This window comes from Methylocapsa polymorpha (assembly GCF_045689225.1).
GTDB classification, from domain to species: Bacteria; Pseudomonadota; Alphaproteobacteria; order Rhizobiales; family Beijerinckiaceae; genus Methylocapsa; species Methylocapsa polymorpha.
Window position 1 is genome coordinate 935612 of the sequence record NZ_CP136862.1, and the last position, 18360, is coordinate 953971.

Annotated in this window: 14 protein-coding genes; 6 read left to right on the forward strand and 8 right to left on the reverse strand. The window is 60.2% G+C overall.

What is annotated here, in order from left to right; translation table 11 throughout:
- The first annotated feature begins 26 nt into the window (after positions 1–26).
- Positions 27–1319, forward strand: coding sequence for a glycosyltransferase family 4 protein (locus RZS28_RS04385; protein ID WP_407340074.1), 1293 nt, complete (start codon positions 27–29; stop codon positions 1317–1319).
- Here RZS28_RS04385 and RZS28_RS04390 read toward each other — a convergent pair.
- Positions 1314–2072, reverse strand: coding sequence for a CDP-alcohol phosphatidyltransferase family protein (locus RZS28_RS04390; protein ID WP_407340075.1), 759 nt, complete (start codon positions 2070–2072; stop codon positions 1314–1316). The genes RZS28_RS04385 and RZS28_RS04390 overlap by 6 nt on opposite strands.
- A gap of 116 nt (positions 2073–2188) precedes the next feature.
- On the opposite strand from RZS28_RS04390, the gene RZS28_RS04395 reads away from it, so the two are divergent.
- Positions 2189–3388 carry a glycosyltransferase gene (locus tag RZS28_RS04395; protein WP_407340077.1) on the forward strand — a complete coding sequence of 400 codons (1200 nt, stop codon included), beginning with the start codon at positions 2189–2191 and terminating at the stop codon, positions 3386–3388.
- Here RZS28_RS04395 and RZS28_RS04400 read toward each other — a convergent pair.
- The 4 genes from RZS28_RS04400 to RZS28_RS04415 form a co-directional block, all read right to left on the reverse strand.
- A complete protein-coding gene (locus RZS28_RS04400) occupies positions 3370–4509 on the reverse strand; it encodes a hypothetical protein (protein ID WP_407340079.1) in 1140 nt (379 codons plus the stop codon). The genes RZS28_RS04395 and RZS28_RS04400 overlap by 19 nt on opposite strands.
- Entirely contained in the window at positions 4506–5897 is a 1392-nt protein-coding gene (locus RZS28_RS04405) for an aminotransferase class I/II-fold pyridoxal phosphate-dependent enzyme (RefSeq protein WP_407340081.1), read from the reverse strand. Before RZS28_RS04405 ends, RZS28_RS04400 begins: the two co-directional genes overlap by 4 nt.
- Positions 5898–6211: 314 nt before the next feature.
- Positions 6212–7390 carry a polysaccharide biosynthesis/export family protein gene (locus RZS28_RS04410; RefSeq protein ID WP_407340083.1) on the reverse strand — a complete coding sequence of 393 codons (1179 nt, stop codon included), beginning with the start codon at positions 7388–7390 and terminating at the stop codon, positions 6212–6214.
- Positions 7391–8519: 1129 nt separating this feature from the next.
- On the reverse strand, positions 8520–8915 hold the full coding sequence (locus RZS28_RS04415) for a winged-helix domain-containing protein (protein WP_407340084.1): 396 nt from the start codon (positions 8913–8915) through the stop codon (positions 8520–8522).
- A 1201-nt stretch (positions 8916–10116) separates the two neighbouring features.
- Here RZS28_RS04415 and RZS28_RS04420 point away from each other — a divergent pair.
- Both RZS28_RS04420 and RZS28_RS04425 read left to right on the forward strand, forming a co-directional pair.
- A complete protein-coding gene (locus RZS28_RS04420; RefSeq protein WP_407340086.1) occupies positions 10117–10329 on the forward strand; it encodes a cold-shock protein in 213 nt (70 codons plus the stop codon).
- A gap of 593 nt (positions 10330–10922) precedes the next feature.
- Entirely contained in the window at positions 10923–11231 is a 309-nt protein-coding gene (locus tag RZS28_RS04425; protein ID WP_407340088.1) for a hypothetical protein, read from the forward strand.
- A gap of 290 nt (positions 11232–11521) precedes the next feature.
- On the opposite strand, the gene RZS28_RS04430 is transcribed toward RZS28_RS04425, so the two are convergent.
- Complete coding sequence (locus tag RZS28_RS04430) at positions 11522–12556, reverse strand: aspartate-semialdehyde dehydrogenase (RefSeq protein WP_407340090.1); 1035 nt, start codon at positions 12554–12556, stop codon at positions 11522–11524.
- Between the two features lie 420 nt (positions 12557–12976).
- Between RZS28_RS04430 and RZS28_RS04435 the strand changes: the two genes are divergently transcribed.
- Complete coding sequence (locus RZS28_RS04435; RefSeq protein ID WP_407340092.1) at positions 12977–13816, forward strand: hypothetical protein; 840 nt, start codon at positions 12977–12979, stop codon at positions 13814–13816.
- Positions 13817–13894: 78 nt separating this feature from the next.
- On the forward strand, positions 13895–14254 hold the full coding sequence (locus tag RZS28_RS04440; RefSeq protein ID WP_407340093.1) for a hypothetical protein: 360 nt from the start codon (positions 13895–13897) through the stop codon (positions 14252–14254).
- A gap of 131 nt (positions 14255–14385) precedes the next feature.
- On the opposite strand, the gene leuB is transcribed toward RZS28_RS04440, so the two are convergent.
- Complete coding sequence (gene leuB, locus RZS28_RS04445) at positions 14386–15498, reverse strand: 3-isopropylmalate dehydrogenase (protein ID WP_407340095.1); 1113 nt, start codon at positions 15496–15498, stop codon at positions 14386–14388.
- An 83-nt stretch (positions 15499–15581) separates the two neighbouring features.
- Positions 15582–18311, reverse strand: coding sequence for an aconitate hydratase AcnA (gene acnA / locus RZS28_RS04450; protein ID WP_407341039.1), 2730 nt, complete (start codon positions 18309–18311; stop codon positions 15582–15584).
- Between the last annotated feature and the right edge of the window lie 49 nt (positions 18312–18360).

Sequence of the window (18360 nt, forward strand, 5' to 3'; positions counted from 1 at the left end):
GCCGACGCCGTCTCAAAGGCCCAATCATGGCTGTCCCTGTAGCGTATGACATAACCAGGCTCGCGACGCGGGTCCTGAACGTCACGCCGAACGGAATCGATCGGATCGATTTCGCCTTTGCGCGCCATTTTCTCGGCTCCGCGCAACAAGACTGTTCAGCGATCATGATGACCCTGCTTGGACCGCGCGCGATCCCTGTCGAAGGCGCCCGCGACATCGTGGACGGGATTGCGGTTCATTGGGGCGAAGACGAAAAGCCGGACCAGGACGAAAGCTACCGCCGGATCGCCGGATGGATACGCGGCGGCGGTGCAAAACTTGTCGGCGCCCAACGCGTAGCTCGGGGCCGCTCCGGTCGCGCGGCCGGCGTGTTCAGATGGATCGGCCAGCACGGATTTCCCTTCGGCCGCTCTCCCGCCGCCGCCCTCCCGAAAGGCGCGCGCTATCTCAACGCAAGTCAATTCCCCCTCTGGATCCCGCGCTATTTCCGCTGGCTGAACCAGCGTCCGGACGTCAAGGCCGTCTTCTTCATTCATGATCTCCTGCCGATCGAGACGCCCGAATATTTCCGCAAGGCGGAATATGAGCGGCATTTGCGCCGCCTTGAGAATCTCGCCCGATTCGGCGCCGGCGCGATCGTGACCACAAGAGTCGTGAAAGATGCGCTCGATCGGCATTTGCGGACTTTGGGACGAACCAATATGCCGATCCTTGTCGCGCCGATCCCGGTCGCGCCAATTTTCCACAGGCGCGGTGAGGCCGACGCAACCCTAGCAGACCATCCTTACTTTGTGGCCTGCGGCACGATCGAGCCGCGCAAAAACCATCTCATGCTCCTGCATGTTTGGCGGGAGCTCGTGCGCCGCACCGGCGCCGGGGCCCCAAAGCTGGTCTTGATCGGCGGGCGGGGATGGGAAAATGAGAATGTCGTCGATCTCCTCGAACGCTGCGGCGCGATCGGCAATCATGTGATCGAGGCGTCAGGACTCTCGACGCCCAGCCTCAAGCGGCTCCTCGATGGCGCCCGAGCCTTGTTGATGCCCTCGTTCGCGGAAGGATATGGCTTGCCCATCGCCGAAGCCTTGGCCGCGGGCGCGCCGGTCATCGCCTCGGATATTCCGGTTTTCCAGGAAATCGGCGGCGGCGGCATTGTGGCCGTGAGCCCGATCGACGGCGAAAAATGGCTCGAAACCATCCAGGCCTTCGCCGACCCTGCGTCGCCAGAGCGACTTGCGGCGCTGGCGAGAGCCGCAAAGCATAAACCTGCGAGCTGGAAGAGCTATTTCGCCTCTATTGGGGAATTTCTCGAATGCCTATAGGTCAGCCGCTTTAGCCATCTGCGCGCGCGGGTCCAATCGCGAGTCTTCCACCCGCAATTTCTGCGCGACCTTCAACATGTTCACGATGAAGAGGCCGACAAAGACGATGGCGGCGCCGCAAAGAACCAAATCATAAGAGGAGAAGGCCGCGCCGCCGATCAGGACCTTCGCGCCCCCTGCGCCCCCTTCGCTATACATCCAGCAATTGATGCCGATCAGGCCGATGCGAAGCTCCGTCGGCCCAAGCGCAAGGAACGATAATTGAAAGTTTCCTGAGACGTGATTATGCAGGAACACATACATGCAAAGCATGAAATAGCCGAGGAGCGCGAACAGGGCGACATCCAAGCGGACGAAAGGAGAAAGCCCGATACCCACCATGATCATCAGATTGCAGACGGCGTCGACGGAGTGATCGAGGAAATACCCGTAGCGTGGTCTTTCCACCCGGCGGTATCGGGCGAGGCTCCCGTCAAGCGAGTCGCCAAACCAATGCACGACCAACCCAAATGTCGCGAGCCAAAGGAAGGTCAGATCAAATCGGCTCGCCGCATATCCGACGAAAACTATTCCGGCTCCGACGACCCCCAGTCCCGTGAGGCGATCCGGCGTGACGGCGCGCGGCATATGCAGGCAAAGCCAATTGAGCAGATCGCGCTCCAGGCGGGCCAAAATATTCTTTTGGATGCGTATCGACGGCTGCCTGGCGACCGTCGATACGGTTTGTCCGTCGAATAAAATTGATTGCGACAAAACCCGCCCCCGCGTTCGGCCTTAACGAATTCTAATTGTCGCAGGAAAGAGTTTAACAAAAAATCACTCTCACCCATCAATGAACAGATAATCTGGCATTGTGACGAAAAAGCGCCATGGATTCCATATTCTCCATAATTCTTGTGACGTGGCTCGCGATAGGCGTGGTGAGCACGATCTCGGCATGGCGCTACACTTGGGGGCTGCCGCGCCCGGAAGCGCCGGGGCGAACGCCGCGGGCCGTCGTCGTCGCGCCTATCAAAAATGCGTCGGCGCTGAGCAGAGAGTTTCTGCGCCGGCTGCGGAGCCAAGCCTATCCGGATTACCGAATCATCGCGGCGGTCGAGAGCGAATCCGATCCTGCTTTTTCGCTTCTTTCCGAATCGGCCCGGGAGCCCGGCGCGACCATCGTGACGATCGTCGCGGGGCCGGTCGAGCGCGGCGGTCAGAAGGTCTGGAACCTGCTCGCGGCCCTCGCTGCGATCAAGGCGGACGATGAGATCGTCGTCTTCACCGACGCAGACACCCTGCCGACGCCAGAGTGGCTCGCCCGGCTGGTGTCCGCGCTGACCGACGCCGGCTATGATGCGGTGACGGGCTACCGCTGGATGATTCCGACCGACGGGCGATTGAGCTCAGCGATCGTGGCTGCGGCGAACGCCTCGATCGTGACGCTGCCTCGCATCCCGGCGATCATCAATCTGTGCTGGGGCGGCACGACCGCTTTGAGGCGCGAAACCCTGGAGCGAATCCGCGTCGCCGACTATTGGCGCGGCGCAATCAGCGACGACTTGCAGATGACGCGCGCGCTCGGCGCGGCCGGATGCGCCATCTTTTCCCCCCGCCAGAGCCTTCTGCTCTCGCCAATCGCCATGGACTGGAGAGAGGCTTTCGCTTTCGGACGGCGACAATATCGCATGGTTCTCATCCATGCGCCGAGGCTTTGGCTCTTCGCGGCGCTGGTGACCCTGCTCCCTGTCGCAGCGGCGTCTCTTTCCATGATCTTGGCCTTCCAAGGGCAAATTCTGGCGATCGCCGCGCTGGCGGCTTCAGGCGTCCTTGGCGAGTTTCGCTTCCGCTGTCGCCGTCGGATCGTCAGATTGCTTTGGCCGGAAACCGATGCGGCCGCCCTCGCCGGCTATTGGCGCGTCGAGCGATTGCTGCGGCCGGTCTGGTGGTGCTTTCACATGGCCTGCATCTTCGCGGCCTTCGGATCGCGGCATATTCATTGGGCCGGCGTCGATTACCTGGTTCGTGGACCGCAAGATGTCGAAGTCGTCCGGCGGGGAGCCGAGACTCAGAGATCGCGCTCGTAGATCCGGAATGTTCGCGCATGGCGGGCAGGCAGGCTTTCGACGAGATTCAAGACGGCATGATTGGTCTCTAGCATCCAGCTGATCTCGGTTTCCTCGACCCCGGCTCTTCGCGCCTGCGCGATGGCTTCGGCCAGGAGAAGCGACACCGCCATCGAGCCGATGCGGGTTCCCCGCCAGCCGCTTGCGACGCCAATCATCGGAATTCTCGTCATTCGCGTCCCGCGGCCATGGATGCGCCACAGCAGAGACGCCCAACCGAACGGCGCCAGCCTTCCGCCCAGCCCCTCCAGCGCTTCATTGACATCGGGAATTTGCGAGACCACGGCGATGTCTTCGCCTCGCCATTGCGCCATTCTGATCCAGGACGGCCTGCAAACCGGAAGCATAAGCTGAGCGATCATCTTGGCCTCGGCAGGGCCGACGGGCGTAGAGCTCCAGTTATCTTTCCAGGCGTCGTTGTAGAGCTCCAGGACTCGGGGAAATTGCGTCGACCAGCGGCCCAGGGACAGACCATAGGTGCGTATGTCCCTGGCGCCCTTGAACCGGGCGGCGAGCGCGGCGACGCGCTCGGGGAAATCCGACTGCGCTATCGTGCAGACATGGGCGAAAACATCCATCGCCTTGCGCAGTCCGAGCGCCTCAATGTGGTTTTTGTAATAAGCCGGCGCGTGATTCGTGCGCACGACGTGAGGCTGATCGAAGCCATGGATGAGAACGCCGATCTCATGATTGATCGACAGGCTGAAGGGGCCGCGCATGCGAAGGAGCCCCCGCCGGCGCAAGAAATCCGCTGCGCGGTCGAAAAGCGCGGCGAACACGTCGCGGTCGTCGATGGCGTCGATCAGGCCGAAATGCCCGCAAGAATCCTGATATTTTTTCAGATGCGCCCGGTCGACCACCGCCGCGATCCGTCCGACCGGTTCGCCGTCGCGAAAGGCGACGAAGGGCTGAATTTCATTTTCGAGCATCAGGGGCGAGCGCTTTTTGTCGAGCGCCCAGCGCATTTCGTCGCGAACCGGCTCGATCCAGCGCGGGTTCGACATCTGGGCGCGGCGCCCAGCCTCGATGAAGGCGCTGACATCGGCCGCGCCTTGAACCTCCCGCACCTGCAATGAGGTCACTCTTGGCCGCCCATCGCAAGTCCGGGAATTGGCGACGTCGACGCGCTCTCGCCAATCTCTTTCATCGCGCGGCCGATCGCGGAAACCGCATCGCTTATCTGCCCAGCGCTATGCTCCGCCGTCAGGAAGAAACGCAAACGGGCGGAGCGCTCGGGCACTGCAGGATGTATGATCGGCTGCGCGTTGACGCCCTGTTGAAAAAGCTTCTGGCTGAGCGCGACCGCGCGAACCGAGTTGCCAACAATAATGGGAATAATCGCATGGCCCGCGCTTGTTCCGGTATTCAGTCCTTGCGATTTGGCGGCATCGAGAAACATGCGGCTGAGACGCCGCAATCTTTCGACCCGTTCCGGTTCGCGATGCAGAATGGCGAGGGCTGTCGCCGCCGCGGCCGCCAATGGCGGCGAAAGGCCGACCGAGTAGACGAAGCCGCCTGACATGCATTTCAAATACTCAACAAGCGCCGTCGCGCCGGCGATGAAGCCGCCGCAGCCGGCAAGCGTCTTCGATAGGGTGCCCATCCAGATGTCGACGTCGCGCGGATCCGTCCCGAAATGCTCGAACAACCCATATCCACTGGAGCCGAGCACGCCGAGGCCATGCGCATCATCGACCATCAGCCAGGCGTCATGGCGCCGTTTGATTTCGACCAGCCTTGGCAAGTCCGGGACATCGCCATCCATGCTGTAGAGCCCTTCGACGACGATCAAGACGCGCTCGAACTGCCCGCGCAAAGAGATCAGAATCGCATCGAGGGCGTCGCAATCATTGTGCGGAAAGGAGCGCCGTTCGGCGCGAGAAAGAGCAGCGCCCGCCAATATGCTATTATGCGCGAGGCTATCGTGGACGATCAAATCCTTCGGCCCGAGTATGGCCGATATGGTTGAAACATTGGTTGCGTGGCCGCTAACAAAGGCGATGCAATCGTCCTGACTGTAATGTTTGGCCAACGCCCGCTCAAGCGCCCGATGTCCTGGCCTTTCGCCTGCGACCACTCGGCTCGCGGACGCCGATACGCCGAATGCGTCAATGGCGGCATGCGCCGCCGCGCGAACTTCGGGATGCTGGTTAAGGCCGAGGTAATCATAGGAGGAGAAGTTGATGAACTGCCGTCCGCCGATGAGAGTTGTGGCGCCGGCGGCTGTCTCGTGCAAATGAAAGAAAGGATTATCGAGGCCGACCACGGCCGCCATTGACCGCTGCAATGCAAGCTCATGGTAACCCGGCAGATTTTGAAAATCCGTCCACCCCCCGCGCGCGACCTCGTCGTAGGCATGCGAAGCTGGTGGCGACACGGCCGTCGACTGACTGTTAAGCCGGCTCAAAACGATCTTGTCGAGTAGCCGCCGGTCGTTATCGTGAAGGCCAAAGCGGTTGCGCGGCTTCATAAGAAATATCCTATTTTTCAATAATTTAAGAAAAATACACGGCTAAGGCTCCGGCGAATAAAACGGCGGGGCGGTTCGGCTTGACCAAATTGGCAGCCCAGGTCACGCGGTCTTAGGCGTCCAGGTTCTGGCAGGCGCTCGCTCTCTCATGCGAGCTCCCGCCCTTGCACGAAGTCCGCTCCTCATCGGCGCATGAGAGGGAGATGAAGTTCACATGCCACACTCGTTACTGACCAACAATATGTTTTGGAGGCAAATACGCTAAAGTGACGCGTTTGCCCCTTGCCTGGAATATTGCCGACTAGATGTTGGTCCTAACACCTTGCCGCTATACATACGCTTGCCGCCGTGACGGCCGGCGACATCGCCGCGCTGAGGATGCCCAAAGCCTTCTCAATGTCCGTGATCGGAGCATTGGACACATAAAGCAAATCTCTATTGAGAACGCGGAAGCTTTGCGCGACGAACAGACTGTTGGCGTCGCGCAGATTGAGCCTATACACGACCGGGGTCAGCTGCCCTGGCGCGTTTAGCGGGCTGTCTGGTCTGAGGGCGCGGGCGACGCTTTCCGGCTCGAAGCGGAAAATGAAGACGCCTGCGGGGTCAGCCCGGGAATCGAGAAGGCCGCCGGATTTAGCCAGCGCCTGAGACAAGCTGATGCCTTCGGCGTCGAAGGGAATCTCCGCGTTGCGGCCGGTTGCGCCATAGGCGATGAAGGTTTGCGGATCCCGAATCAACGTCAGAACGTCGTTTGCTCGCAAATAGATGTTTTCCCGCGGATCGGAAGTGACCCGGGTCATGGCCACGCGGGCGGTGACCGGCCCTCTCGAGAGCTGGACATAGGTTTCGTTGACGGGCGCGCGAATCCCGCCGGCCGCGGCGATGACGTCGAGCACGCGGTCGCCCTTGACGCTGAGGGGCACTCGCGCGCCGTTGGCGACTTCCCCGGTGACTGTGACCGTGTTGCTTATGGGTCGTGTGACGTTGATCAGAACTTGCGGCTGAATGGCTTTGCCCTCGAGCGCATTTTCAACGATGGTCTGGACGTCCTGCGTCGTCCGTCCCGCGACGCGAATGCGGCCGGCATATGGAACGGTGATCGCGCCGTCGCGGCCGACGACTTGATCTGGGATCGTCGCGCTCTTCGAGCCCGCCGTGAACCGGTCGGTTGCGAGGGATCCTGAAAATAGGCCGCCCGATGCGGCTTCCCAAATGGTCACCGAGATCGAGTCGCCGACGCCGATGCGAGGTTCGACGGATGGCCGATAGTCGGCGAATCGAGAGAGGAAACTGTCCGGGCCGTTATGGCGCAATACGTCGACCGTGGAGAAATTGATATCGACGATTTCGTAACGTTGGGCGATCGCGGTTCCGGCCTGCTGGGCGACGTCGTCCGCGCTCGGCCCCGAATTGGGAATGCTCGCGCAGCCCGCTAGAATGAGCAGAGCGGCGGCCGGCAAAACGCCGGCGAGAGCCCGAAATATATTCAGCATGCGCAATTCATCCATCCAATGCCGACTAATATCATTCTTCAGCGGCCGGAACCACCAGCGCCTTCTATGCGCGGTCTATTCTGGACAAGTGTATCCTAGAAACCACAATAAAATATTCTTAAAAGCGATTCGATTTAGAGCTCTTCCGACTGGACTCTGCGATCATCCCCGCTTGAACCTCGTCGGGCCGTCAGTCAGGCGGGCTTGGACCGAAACGGAAGCGTCATTGCGTTGGCGCAACAATATATCGGAAGTGGCGCCGGTCTGGATTGTGACGGATCTAAATCCATGACGGGGCGTGAGGGGTCCAAGGACCAGAAGATCGTTAACCACCCCCTTCGATATTCTATTATATGCTGATAGCATATTTCGAATTCTGGCTAAAATTTCCGATTTTAAAGAATGGCTGCTGAGCCAGAGCTTATGGATTACAAGTATAGTGTAATCATCACAATCTACTTTGATTGAAGTCAACCCATTCGGCGCTGATGCTCGCCGACCCCTCATGACGCTAGGTCGATCAGTCGAGGAGCGCGGCGGTCCAAATCTCTGGCGCAGGTTTGGAAACGTGACGATGGAGGAGCGAACCGCGCAACATCTGCTCGCCATAAGCGCGGGCCTCAGCAGAGAGGTCGTTGATTCACGAGCAAGCTGTGCACCCCTCCAAGCTGGCGAGAAACGCGTCGCGTAGCAAAATAGCGCACATCATTTGGCTTCTGAGGGCCATGAATGGACTTACAAACCTGTAGCGGCGGCGCGTAAACGTCCTCGCGATCGTGCGGCTCTCGTTAGCGCGGGAAGGTCAAAGGGCCTGATGCGGAGCACAAATTCGACGGATGCACTCATCGTTGCGGCGCCATGAAATTGCTTGAGCCGCGCGTCGAAACACGCCCGACCTCGATCAATCGGCGATCGTGCTCAATCGAATTGTTGACCAACCCGCGCCACAGCGCCGGCGCTGTCGGCCCATGCGCCGCGTCTTTGATGAAGCGAGCACGGCGCTATTCCCCGACAATGTTCGACGAGGCTTCGTCAAAAACCCCAGCTGCCAAGGCTTGCGCGTCAAGATCCTGTCGCTCGACAGCCGATGGATCGCGATCAGGACAAATCAGCGGCCGTACCCGCTCCGTCACGAGCGAGCCCGTCTGGAGCCGGACTTTGGCAGCGTCCATTTGCCATCTGCGCCTTTGGCGAGGCCGCGCTTCTTCAGCGCTTGAAGCGAAAAGGATACGGTTCGATTGCTGATGTCTCGGCCTGTCGCCTTGATTTGTTCGGCGATATCGGCGACCGAAAGAGCGCCCTGCTGGCCCAGGACTTCAATTATGGCCGCGCCGATGGTTTGGCGCGCCTCCGGCTCCTCGCTAGCCTCCGGCTTGATTTTTGGCTTTCGCCCCACCGCTGTTTTTGTGCTCCGCGCCGGAGCTTTTTCAAGAGCCTGCAGCTCGCGCTCAGCGATGCGAAGATCCGCGATCTTCGCATCTAGTTCAGCGATCTTCTCGCGAATGCGTTCGAGTGAAGTGTCCATGATGCCTTTGCTTACATGTAGGGTGATGGGAAGGTTTGCATTCCAACCGAGCCGAGAGGGGCAATCCTCAAAGCTCACAAATATCGTTGCGGTTTCGGCTTCTCCTTCAATTGTTCAGTTAGCGCCCACAGTGGGAAATCTTCATGAAAGGGGCTGTTAGTCGCATAATTCCGGCTTCGAATCTATAGAGCGCCCACAGTTGGCGGCCTTTTTTTTTGGAAAAATGTCAGACTGAGATGTGAGGTCTCGAGTTATTCAGTCCTGCAGTTGGCTGACAGGATACTTGATGATTGCACTCTGTAGAGCAAAATTAGGCGACCACACAGGCGTCAAGTTTCGGAACCTTGAGCATACAGCCTCGGCGCGAGTAGGGCTTCTGATATGCGCTTAGGCTGTTTGCATGACGCGCCTAACGGTCAGGGCTTTTGGTGGAGATCGCTCGCCGCTGCTATAGGTTTTTCCCACGCCAACCTTCTGACTTCAACATCCCTGAAGTCATCGCGATTGGCCACACGGCCGCGCCGATCCGCTCATCGTCGGAATATGTGAAAAGGTAGAAAATGGCGCCCGGTTGAGTTGCAGTTTCGCGACGCTATCGCTTACGAGATGGCTGGCCATGGTTTGAAAACTGGTCGTCGCGACGGCGCTGCCGAAGACATCAGTCGCCGAGGTCGCCGGCTCGCGCGCCCCCGCCCCATCGGCCCCTACGCGGGCCGAGCGGCTAACGATGCGGCCCGTGGCTCAACGGTTGACAGTGGCAATAGGTTGTTCTGTTATTTATCCCGAGTCCGATCAACGGATGCTCCAGCGTCGATGGCTGCGTTGTGCGCCGCCCGAAGGCGCCCCTCTTCTTGCCTGCGCGATCGCGCGCAATAGCGCGTGGCCGACGACGGCTTGCTGAGATGTGCAGGATCGCGCGTCCGGTGACCTATGGCGACGAAGGCCCCAGAAAATGAGATAAAAGGATTCCATCCAGAAATATTTTCGGAATTGAGATTCCGCCTTTAAGTAAATTTATAAATCATCCTTGTATTTTTATCGGCGTGGAGCCATATTGAGCAAGTCGATACACGGTCAGATGACTTAGCTTCGCGCAGATAAATATAGCGCAAACCTAACAATATCCTTGCCTGAAAATGCGATTTCGACGGCCGGCGATTTCGCGGGCAAGCAAAATCTATCGTTTGCGAAAGGGGTTTCCATGACTACGGGAACCGTGAAATGGTTTAACGTCCAGAAGGGCTTTGGCTTCATAGCGCCAGATAATGGCGGGAATGATGCTTTCGTTCATATCAGTGCTGTGGAGCGCGCGGGTCTTGGCGACTTGCGCGAAGGTCAGAAGGTGGGCTTCGAGCTCGTCGCCGACCGGAAGAGCGGCAAGATGTCGGCCGAAAACCTCAAGGCTCTAGACTGATTGCATTGTCGGCGGCTCAATGGTTCTTGAGACTGCCGACATCCAGCATCGCCGCGCTGAAGTCGACCACGGATGTACCGGCGGCTTGTGACGATGCGGCGGCGCGACGCTTGGCGACGCGCTTGCGCCTTATGGCCCCGCACCTTTTGAAGGTCGCGGGGTCTTTGCATTTTCACCCACGGCGCCGATGGATCAGGCGCAAAGGAAACTATGATGGCCAAAGGGCAGAAACGCAGCAATAGGGAAACCCGAAAACCGAAGGCGACCAAGCCGCCTGCCGCCGCGGCGGCCCTTTCGACCAAGGGAGTATTGGTCCCGGTCAAAAAGAAGAGCTAGCACGCGCATTATGCTTGTCCTCAACGCGGAGAGGTGGGGCAAGTTCAGCGCCGGTCCGCATTGCAGTCCGTCGATCGCCATCGGCGAGCGGTCGCTTATCAATTCGTAATGGACGGCGACAACGCGGCGCGTTCCGGCCATCTCACGTTGCGACTGTCCTCATCGGGACTGCCTCGTCAATTCTGAGCAACTCGCAGCCGCCTTGGAGGCGCATGCGCAAGCTGGCCTGACTTTTCCCAACCCAAAGGAAATCGATCATGCGTTATCTCGGCGGAATTTCAGGGAGGGGCGTGCTGAAGTGCAACGGCGAAGAGATCGCTCGCGCGTCCTATGACTTTGACGGCTTCTTCAAGAAGTCGGTCGGAGTAACAAGTTGCGGCGAGATCCGCGCGTCCGCAGTCGCCCTAAAGGGCGTGTTCGGTCGTAAGGACGTTCAACTTCTCACCGATGATGGCCGTCTCCTCGATCTCAGATTTTCAGAAAAGGCGTTGCTTCCGGCGAGCGACGTCGCTCACGTGGACGTCACGGGAGAATTGCCGACAGCTCATCGAAATTGGGGCCATTGACCGCCCCCGACGACGATCGGCGCCTCATCCGAGAATGGCGTCGTCCAACATATAAAGCGACTCCAACGCATAGAGCGGCCCGAATGGGGCTCCCACCCGACGGTTGAATGTCATTTTAATTTGCGTCTATTTGCGCGCGAAACTCGATAGCGTCGGAGACATTTCCCCACACCCCATTTCGCGCCGCGAATTGAGACCGTTCCGAATTACGAAGACTGCGCCATCGACCTGCGCGACCACCTAGCCGGCATACTGTCGCTGGCGATCTATCCTGAATGAAACAAAGGCCGTCACGCGGCCTTTTTCTTCGGCGCGATCAACTTGCGATTGATCAGCGCTTCGGCGATCTGGACCGCGTTCAGCGCCGCGCCCTTGCGTAGATTGTCGGCCACCACCCACAGGACGAGGCCGTTCTCGACCGTCGCGTCCTCGCGGATGCGGGAGATGTAGGTCGCGTCCTCGCCCGCCGCCTCATGCGGGGTGATGTAGCCGCCGGGCTCCCGCTTATCGATCACCAGGCACCCCGGCGCCTCTCGGAGAATCTCCCGCGCCTCCTCGGCGCTGATCGGGTTCTCGAACTCGATATTGACCGCCTCGGAATGACCGATGAAAACGGGCACGCGCACGCAAGTGGCGGTGAGCTTGATCTTCGGATCGAGGATCTTCTTCGTCTCCGCCATCATCTTCCATTCTTCCTTCGTGTAGCCGTCCTCCATGAAGACGTCGATCTCAGGAATCACGTTGAAGGCGATGCGCTTGGGGAATTTCTTGCTCTCGACCGGGTCCGACACGAAGATCGCGCGGGTCTCGGCGAAAAGCGCGTCCATCGCCTCCTTGCCCGCGCCCGACACCGATTGATAGGTCGACACCACAACCCGCGTGATTTTCGCCTTGTCGTGCAGCGGCTTCAGGGCGACGACGAGCTGCGCCGTCGAGCAATTCGGATTGGCGATGATGTTTTTCTTGGAGAAGCCCACAATGGCGTCGGCGTTGACCTCCGGCACGATCAGAGGCACGTCCGCGTCATAGCGCCAGGCCGAGGAATTATCGATGACGACGCAGCCCTGCCGGCCGATCTTCGGCGACCATTCCTTGGAGACGGCGCCGCCGGCCGACATCAGGCAGATGTCGGTTCCCGCGAAATCATAATTTTCGAGCGATTTGCACTTCAGGGTCTTGTCGCCAAAGGAGACTTCCGTGCCGATCGAGCGCGCCGAGGCGAGCGCAACGATTTCGTCGATCGGAAATTGGCGCTCAGCAAGAATATCGAGCATTTCGCGCCCGACATTGCCCGTCGCGCCGACGACGGCGACCTTGAACCCCATCTTGTTCTCCATTCGAGAGTTGAGCTTCGACGTCTGGAGCAGGAGCCCCGTTTGCGGTTTATGACGACAGGCCGCGCGCCGGGAGCCCCAATCGACGCCGGGAGCTAGAACGTTTTGCTCCGAAGCCGCCTTGCATAGAACAAATGGCGCCGCGCCGCAACGCGAACGGCGACGATGCGCCAAGGCTCAGCTTAGCAGCCCGCGGAGCGAGGCAAGATAAAGCAGCATTAATCTTCGTAAATGCGGCGTTGACGCTAATCATAAAGGAAGCTCGATCAGTAAGGCTCCACACAATCTTCGAGCCGCATAATGGCGCATTCAACATGCGCTTAAGCTGGCGCGGCGAGAGGATGGATCATGAGGCGCCCTGCCTTTCAAGGCCAAGACTTTGCCGGGGACATTTTTGCCGGGGACATTAGCATGGGGGCGGCATATGAGGGCGTTCGCCTGCCTTTATCGCGCGCCAGCCAGTCCCGACGCCTTCTTTGGCGGCTCGGGATGGGCTGTCTCGCCGCCTCCGGCTTCGCCTCTGTCTTGGCGTTCCTGAGCGCGGCTCAGGATCCCGCCTTGCGCGACATGGGCTTGGCGACGCCGCCGCCTCCCCCTTTGCCGGCCTGGATCGAAATCTCACATGCCGCGCAAGTTTTCGGGCTCGAAGCGCCCGAACTCGCCAAGGAAACGAAATCTTATGAAGCGCGGCGGCATCGGACCGGCGGCGGGCGGCAGGACGTCCTCACCTTCGGCGGCGTGAACGGCGACGCTCCACGCCTGCGCCTCACCATCTACCGGGTCGGCGAGGAAGCCACCCCCGACGCCGCTTTCTTCGTCGATCTCGCCCGCCGGGCCGCGGAGATGGGGCGCGCCATCACCCGCGCGACGCAACCGACGGCACTGCCCACCCGCCTCGGCGTCTTCGAGGCCGCCAGCCTCAACTTGGCCCAGAACGATGAATCCGACTCGGCTTGCATTGGCTTTCGAATGATCAACGCCGCGCCGAAACTGCGCATCACCGGCTTCGCCTGCGGCGGGGCCAACCCTGCTGCGATTGTCGCCTCGAAATCCGAGCTCGCCTGCCTCATCGACCGCATAGACCTCGCAGCGGCGTACGATAGTCAGCTCATGGCGTTCTTCGCCGCGCGGGACTTGAGTGACGACACAGCTTGCGCCGGACCAAGACCCGGAGCGTCCCTTGCGCGTTCGACCCGGCTGGAAGCGCCTTACGAGGCCGCTTCGCCAAAGGGGCAAAGAAAAACGCGTTGATTTCTAACTTCTTTGATCTCTCCCCCGAACCAAAACGCTGCTGTGGCGTTATGCTGCCAACAGCAAAGGATGAGCCAAATGCTTAAGAAAACGACGTCGGTCTTTCTCGTGGCTTCCGCCTTGGCGATGATCGCCACCGCGGCGTCGGCTGAGACCCAGGCGCGCCAGCATCGCCAGCATCGTAAACCGGTTACGCCAGTTTATTACGACGAGCAGCCGCCGCTGACCGTCAATAAGCGCAGCTTCCTCGATCCCGGCCCTGTCGTGCCGGTCGGCAGCATGTCGAATTATGTGACCGCCAATACGATCTTCAACCGCACGCCGGATCAGACCTTCGCGCGGTCCAAATATGGCAATGAGGAATTGCCCTGGCCGCTTGAAGTCCCAGGACGTCCGGGCCCGATCCTTGAATTCGAGACGCCTGCCTATCCTTATTGACAGCGCCGCACGCGAAGCGAATCTCTGGCGCGCCGGGGATGGCTCGCCAGAAGAAGGATGACCGGCAGATATAGAGATCATAGGGGGCAGCGGGAATTCCGCGGCTGTGGACTCGTCTGATCTCGCTACGCTCACCCCAATGAGGATTGCAGCTCTGCGAGGATCGCATCGCCCATCTGGGCCGTCGATATGGTTTCCTTGCCGGCGCCCGCGATATCGGCCGTGCGCAATCCCTTGTCGAGCACGCCGGAGATCGCTCGGTCGATTCGGTCGGCAACGTCGTTGAGATCGAAAGAATAGCGCAGCGCCATGCCGAGCGAGCCAATCATCGCGATCGGATTGGCCAGTCCCTTGCCCGCTATGTCCGGCGCCGAACCATGCACCGGCTCGTAAAGCGCCTTGCGCGCTCCTGTCTTGGCGTTTCTCTCGCCGAGCGACGCCGAGGGCAGCATGCCGAGGGATCCCGTCAGCATGGCCGCCACATCCGACAGCATGTCGCCAAAGAGATTGTCGGTGACGATCACGTCAAACTGCTTCGGTCGGCGCACGAGCTGCATGCCGAGGGAATCGGCAAGATGGTGCTCAAGCTGAACGTCAGGATAGTCGCGGGCGTGCAAAGCGGTGATGACCTCGTTCCAGAGAACGCCGGACTTCATCACATTGCGCTTTTCGGAGGACGCGACCTTATTGCGTCGCTTGCGCGCGAGCTCGAAGGCGACGCGTCCGATCCGCTCGATCTCGTAGGTGTCATAGACCTGGGTGTCTATGGCGCGCTTCTGCCCATTGCCAAGATCGATGATCTGCTTCGGCTCGCCGAAATAGACGCCGCCGGTCAGTTCGCGCACGATCATGAGATCGAGGCCTTCGATGATTTCACGCTTCAGCGAGGACGCGTCGGCGAGCGCCGGATAGCAGATCGCCGGGCGAAGATTGGCGAAAAGGGCCAAGTCCTTCCGCAGCCGTAAAAGTCCCGCCTCGGGCCGAACCTCATAAGGGACGCCGTCCCATTTCGGGCCGCCGACAGCGGCGAGCAGAACCGCATCCGCGGCCTCGGCGCGCGCCATGTCGGCGTCGCTGATCGCCGTCCCATGGACATCATAAGCGGCGCCGCCGACGAGGCCTTGCTCGATTTCGAACCCGACAATTCCCGCGCTGGTCAGCCAAGCCGCGATCTTCTCGGCCTCGGCCATGATTTCGGGACCGATGCCGTCGCCGGGGAGCACAAAAAGCTTGTAAGTCGTCATATCCATTCATCCAAAGGCGGAAGGAAACGCCGCCGAAGCGGCGAAAGCGCTTCCGCCGCGCTAAGTAAAGCCATAGAGAGCCGTCACGCCACCGCGAGTTGACGCAAGACGTAAGGCAGGATGCCGCCATTGTTGAAATAATCGAGCTCGTCCAGCGTCGCGATGCGGCACAGGAGCGGGACCTTTTTCACTTTGCCGTCGGCGTATCGGATTTGCGCCTCCATGGTCTGGCGCGGCTTCAAACCTTTGCTGAGGCCATGGATGGTCACCTCTTCGTCGCCTTTGAGCTTCAGCTTTTCCCATGTCGCGCCCGCCTCGAAGGTGAGCGGAAGGACCCCCATGCCGACGAGATTCGAGCGGTGAATCCGCTCGAAAGATTCAGCGATGACAGCGCGCACGCCGAGCAGCTTGGTGCCCTTGGCCGCCCAGTCGCGCGAAGACCCATTGCCATATTCGGCGCCGGCGAACACGACGAGCGGCACGCCCTCGGCCTGATATTTCATCGCCGCGTCGAAGATCGGCAATTCCTCTCCGTCCGGCCAATGCTTGGTGAATCCGCCCTCCGGCACGACGCCATCGGCTGCGCGGCGGATGAAATTCTTGATCCTTATATTGGCGAAGGTTCCGCGCATCATGATTTCATGATTGCCGCGCCGTGTTCCATATTGGTTGAAATTCGCCGGCGACACCTGCCGCTCGAGCAAATATGTCCCAGCGGGCGAAGCCTCCTTTATCGAGCCGGCCGGCGAGATATGGTCGGTCGTGATCTTATCGCCGAATAGCGCCAGGATGCGCGCGTTCTCGATATCCTTCACCGGCTCGGGCTCGATCTTCAGCCCCTCGAAATAGGGCGGGTTTTGCACATAGGTCGAACCCATGTCCCATTTATAGGTTTCCCCAGCGGGCGCTTTCACCTTTCGCCAATTGACGTCGCCATTGAAGACGTCTGCGTAGCGCGCCTTGAAAACCTTCTTGGTCACGAACTCGTCGATATAGGCGGCGATCTCGTCCTGGTCGGGCCAGACGTCTTTCAAAAAGACCGGATTGCCTTTCTTGTCATGGCCGAGCGGGTCGGTCTCGAGGTCGGTTGCGACCGTGCCGGCAAGCGCATGCGCGACCACCAGCGGAGGCGAAGCGAGATAGTTTGCCTGGACGTCGGGGCTGATGCGGCCCTCGAAATTGCGATTGCCGGACAGCACCGCCGCGGCGACTATGCCATTGTCATTGATGGATTTCGAGATTTCCGGCGCCAATGGCCCGGAATTGCCGATGCAGGTCGTGCAGCCGAAGCCGACGAGATTGAACCCGAGCTTGTCGAGCGACTTCTGCAGGCCGGAGGCGGCGAGATATTCGGCGACGACCTGGCTTCCCGGCGCAAGCGAGGTTTTGACCCAGGGCTTCACGCCAATGCCTTTGGCGACGGCGTTGCGCGCAAGGAGGCCCGCGCCGATCAGCACATTGGGATTGGACGTATTGGTGCAGGAGGTGATCGCCGCAATCGCCACATCGCCATGGCCGAGATCGAAATTCTTGCCCTCGACCGGGAAGCGTTTTTCCGCCTCCCCCTTCTTATTGTATTCGCTCTCGAGCGCGCTTCTGAAGCTTTTCCCGACCGAGCCGAGCGCGATGCGCCCTTCGGGCCGTTTCGGGCCAGCCATTGAAGGCGCGACGGAGCCGAGATCGAGTTCGAGCATCTCTGTGAAGACCGGCTCCGGCGTCGCCCTTGTGCGAAACAGCCCTTGCGCCTTGGCGTAAGCCTCGACGAGCGCGACGCGCGCAGGCGTGCGCGCCGATGTCGTGAGATAAGACAGCGTCTCCGAATCGATCGGGAAGAAGCCGCATGTCGCGCCATATTCCGGCGCCATATTGGCGATCGTCGCGCGATCGGCGAGCGAAAGATGGTCGAGGCCCGGACCGAAGAATTCGACGAATTTGCCGACGACGCCTTTTTGGCGCAGCACCTGCGTCACCGTCAAAACGAGATCGGTCGCAGTGACGCCGGGCGCAAGCGCGCCCGTGAACCTGAAGCCGATCACCTCAGGCAAAAGCATGGAGAGCGGCTGCCCGAGCATGCAGGCCTCGGCCTCGATGCCGCCGACGCCCCAGCCCAAAACCGAAAGCCCGTTGACCATCGTCGTGTGGGAATCGGTGCCGACGAGAGAATCAGGATAGGCGACCTCGACGGTCTCCGGCTTGCCGCGGCGCGGCGCATATTTCTCTTTCCGCGTCCAGACGGTCTGGGCGAGATATTCGAGATTGACCTGGTGGCAAATCCCGGTGCCCGGCGGCACGACGCGGAAATTGTCGAACGAGTCCTGGCCCCATTTCAGAAAGCGATAGCGCTCGCCATTGCGGCTATATTCGAGATCGACATTGGTCTTGAACGCCTTGGCGCTGCCGAAGGCGTCGACGATGACGGAATGGTCGATGACGAGATCGACCGGCACAAGCGGATTGATCATCTGCGGATCGCCGCCGAGCTTCGTCATGGCGTCGCGCATCGCGGCGAGATCGACGACGGCTGGCACGCCGGTGAAATCCTGCATCAGGACCCGGGCCGGACGAAAGGCGATCTCGCGTTCGGTCTTGCCCTTGTTGACGAGCCAGGCGGCGACCGCCTCGATGTCTTCCTTGGTCACCGAACGCCCGTCCTCGAATCGAAGCAGGTTCTCAAGCAAGACTTTCATGGAAAACGGCAGCTGCCCGATGCCCGCAAGTCCGTTTCTTTCGGCGGCCTTGAGCGAAAAATAATGATAGGTCTTGCGGCCGACCGTGAGCTTTTTGCGGGATTTGAAACTATCGAGCGAGGCCATGCGGAATTCGTCCCCGGAAAGCGGATAGAGAAGCGAAAAGATATCGGGC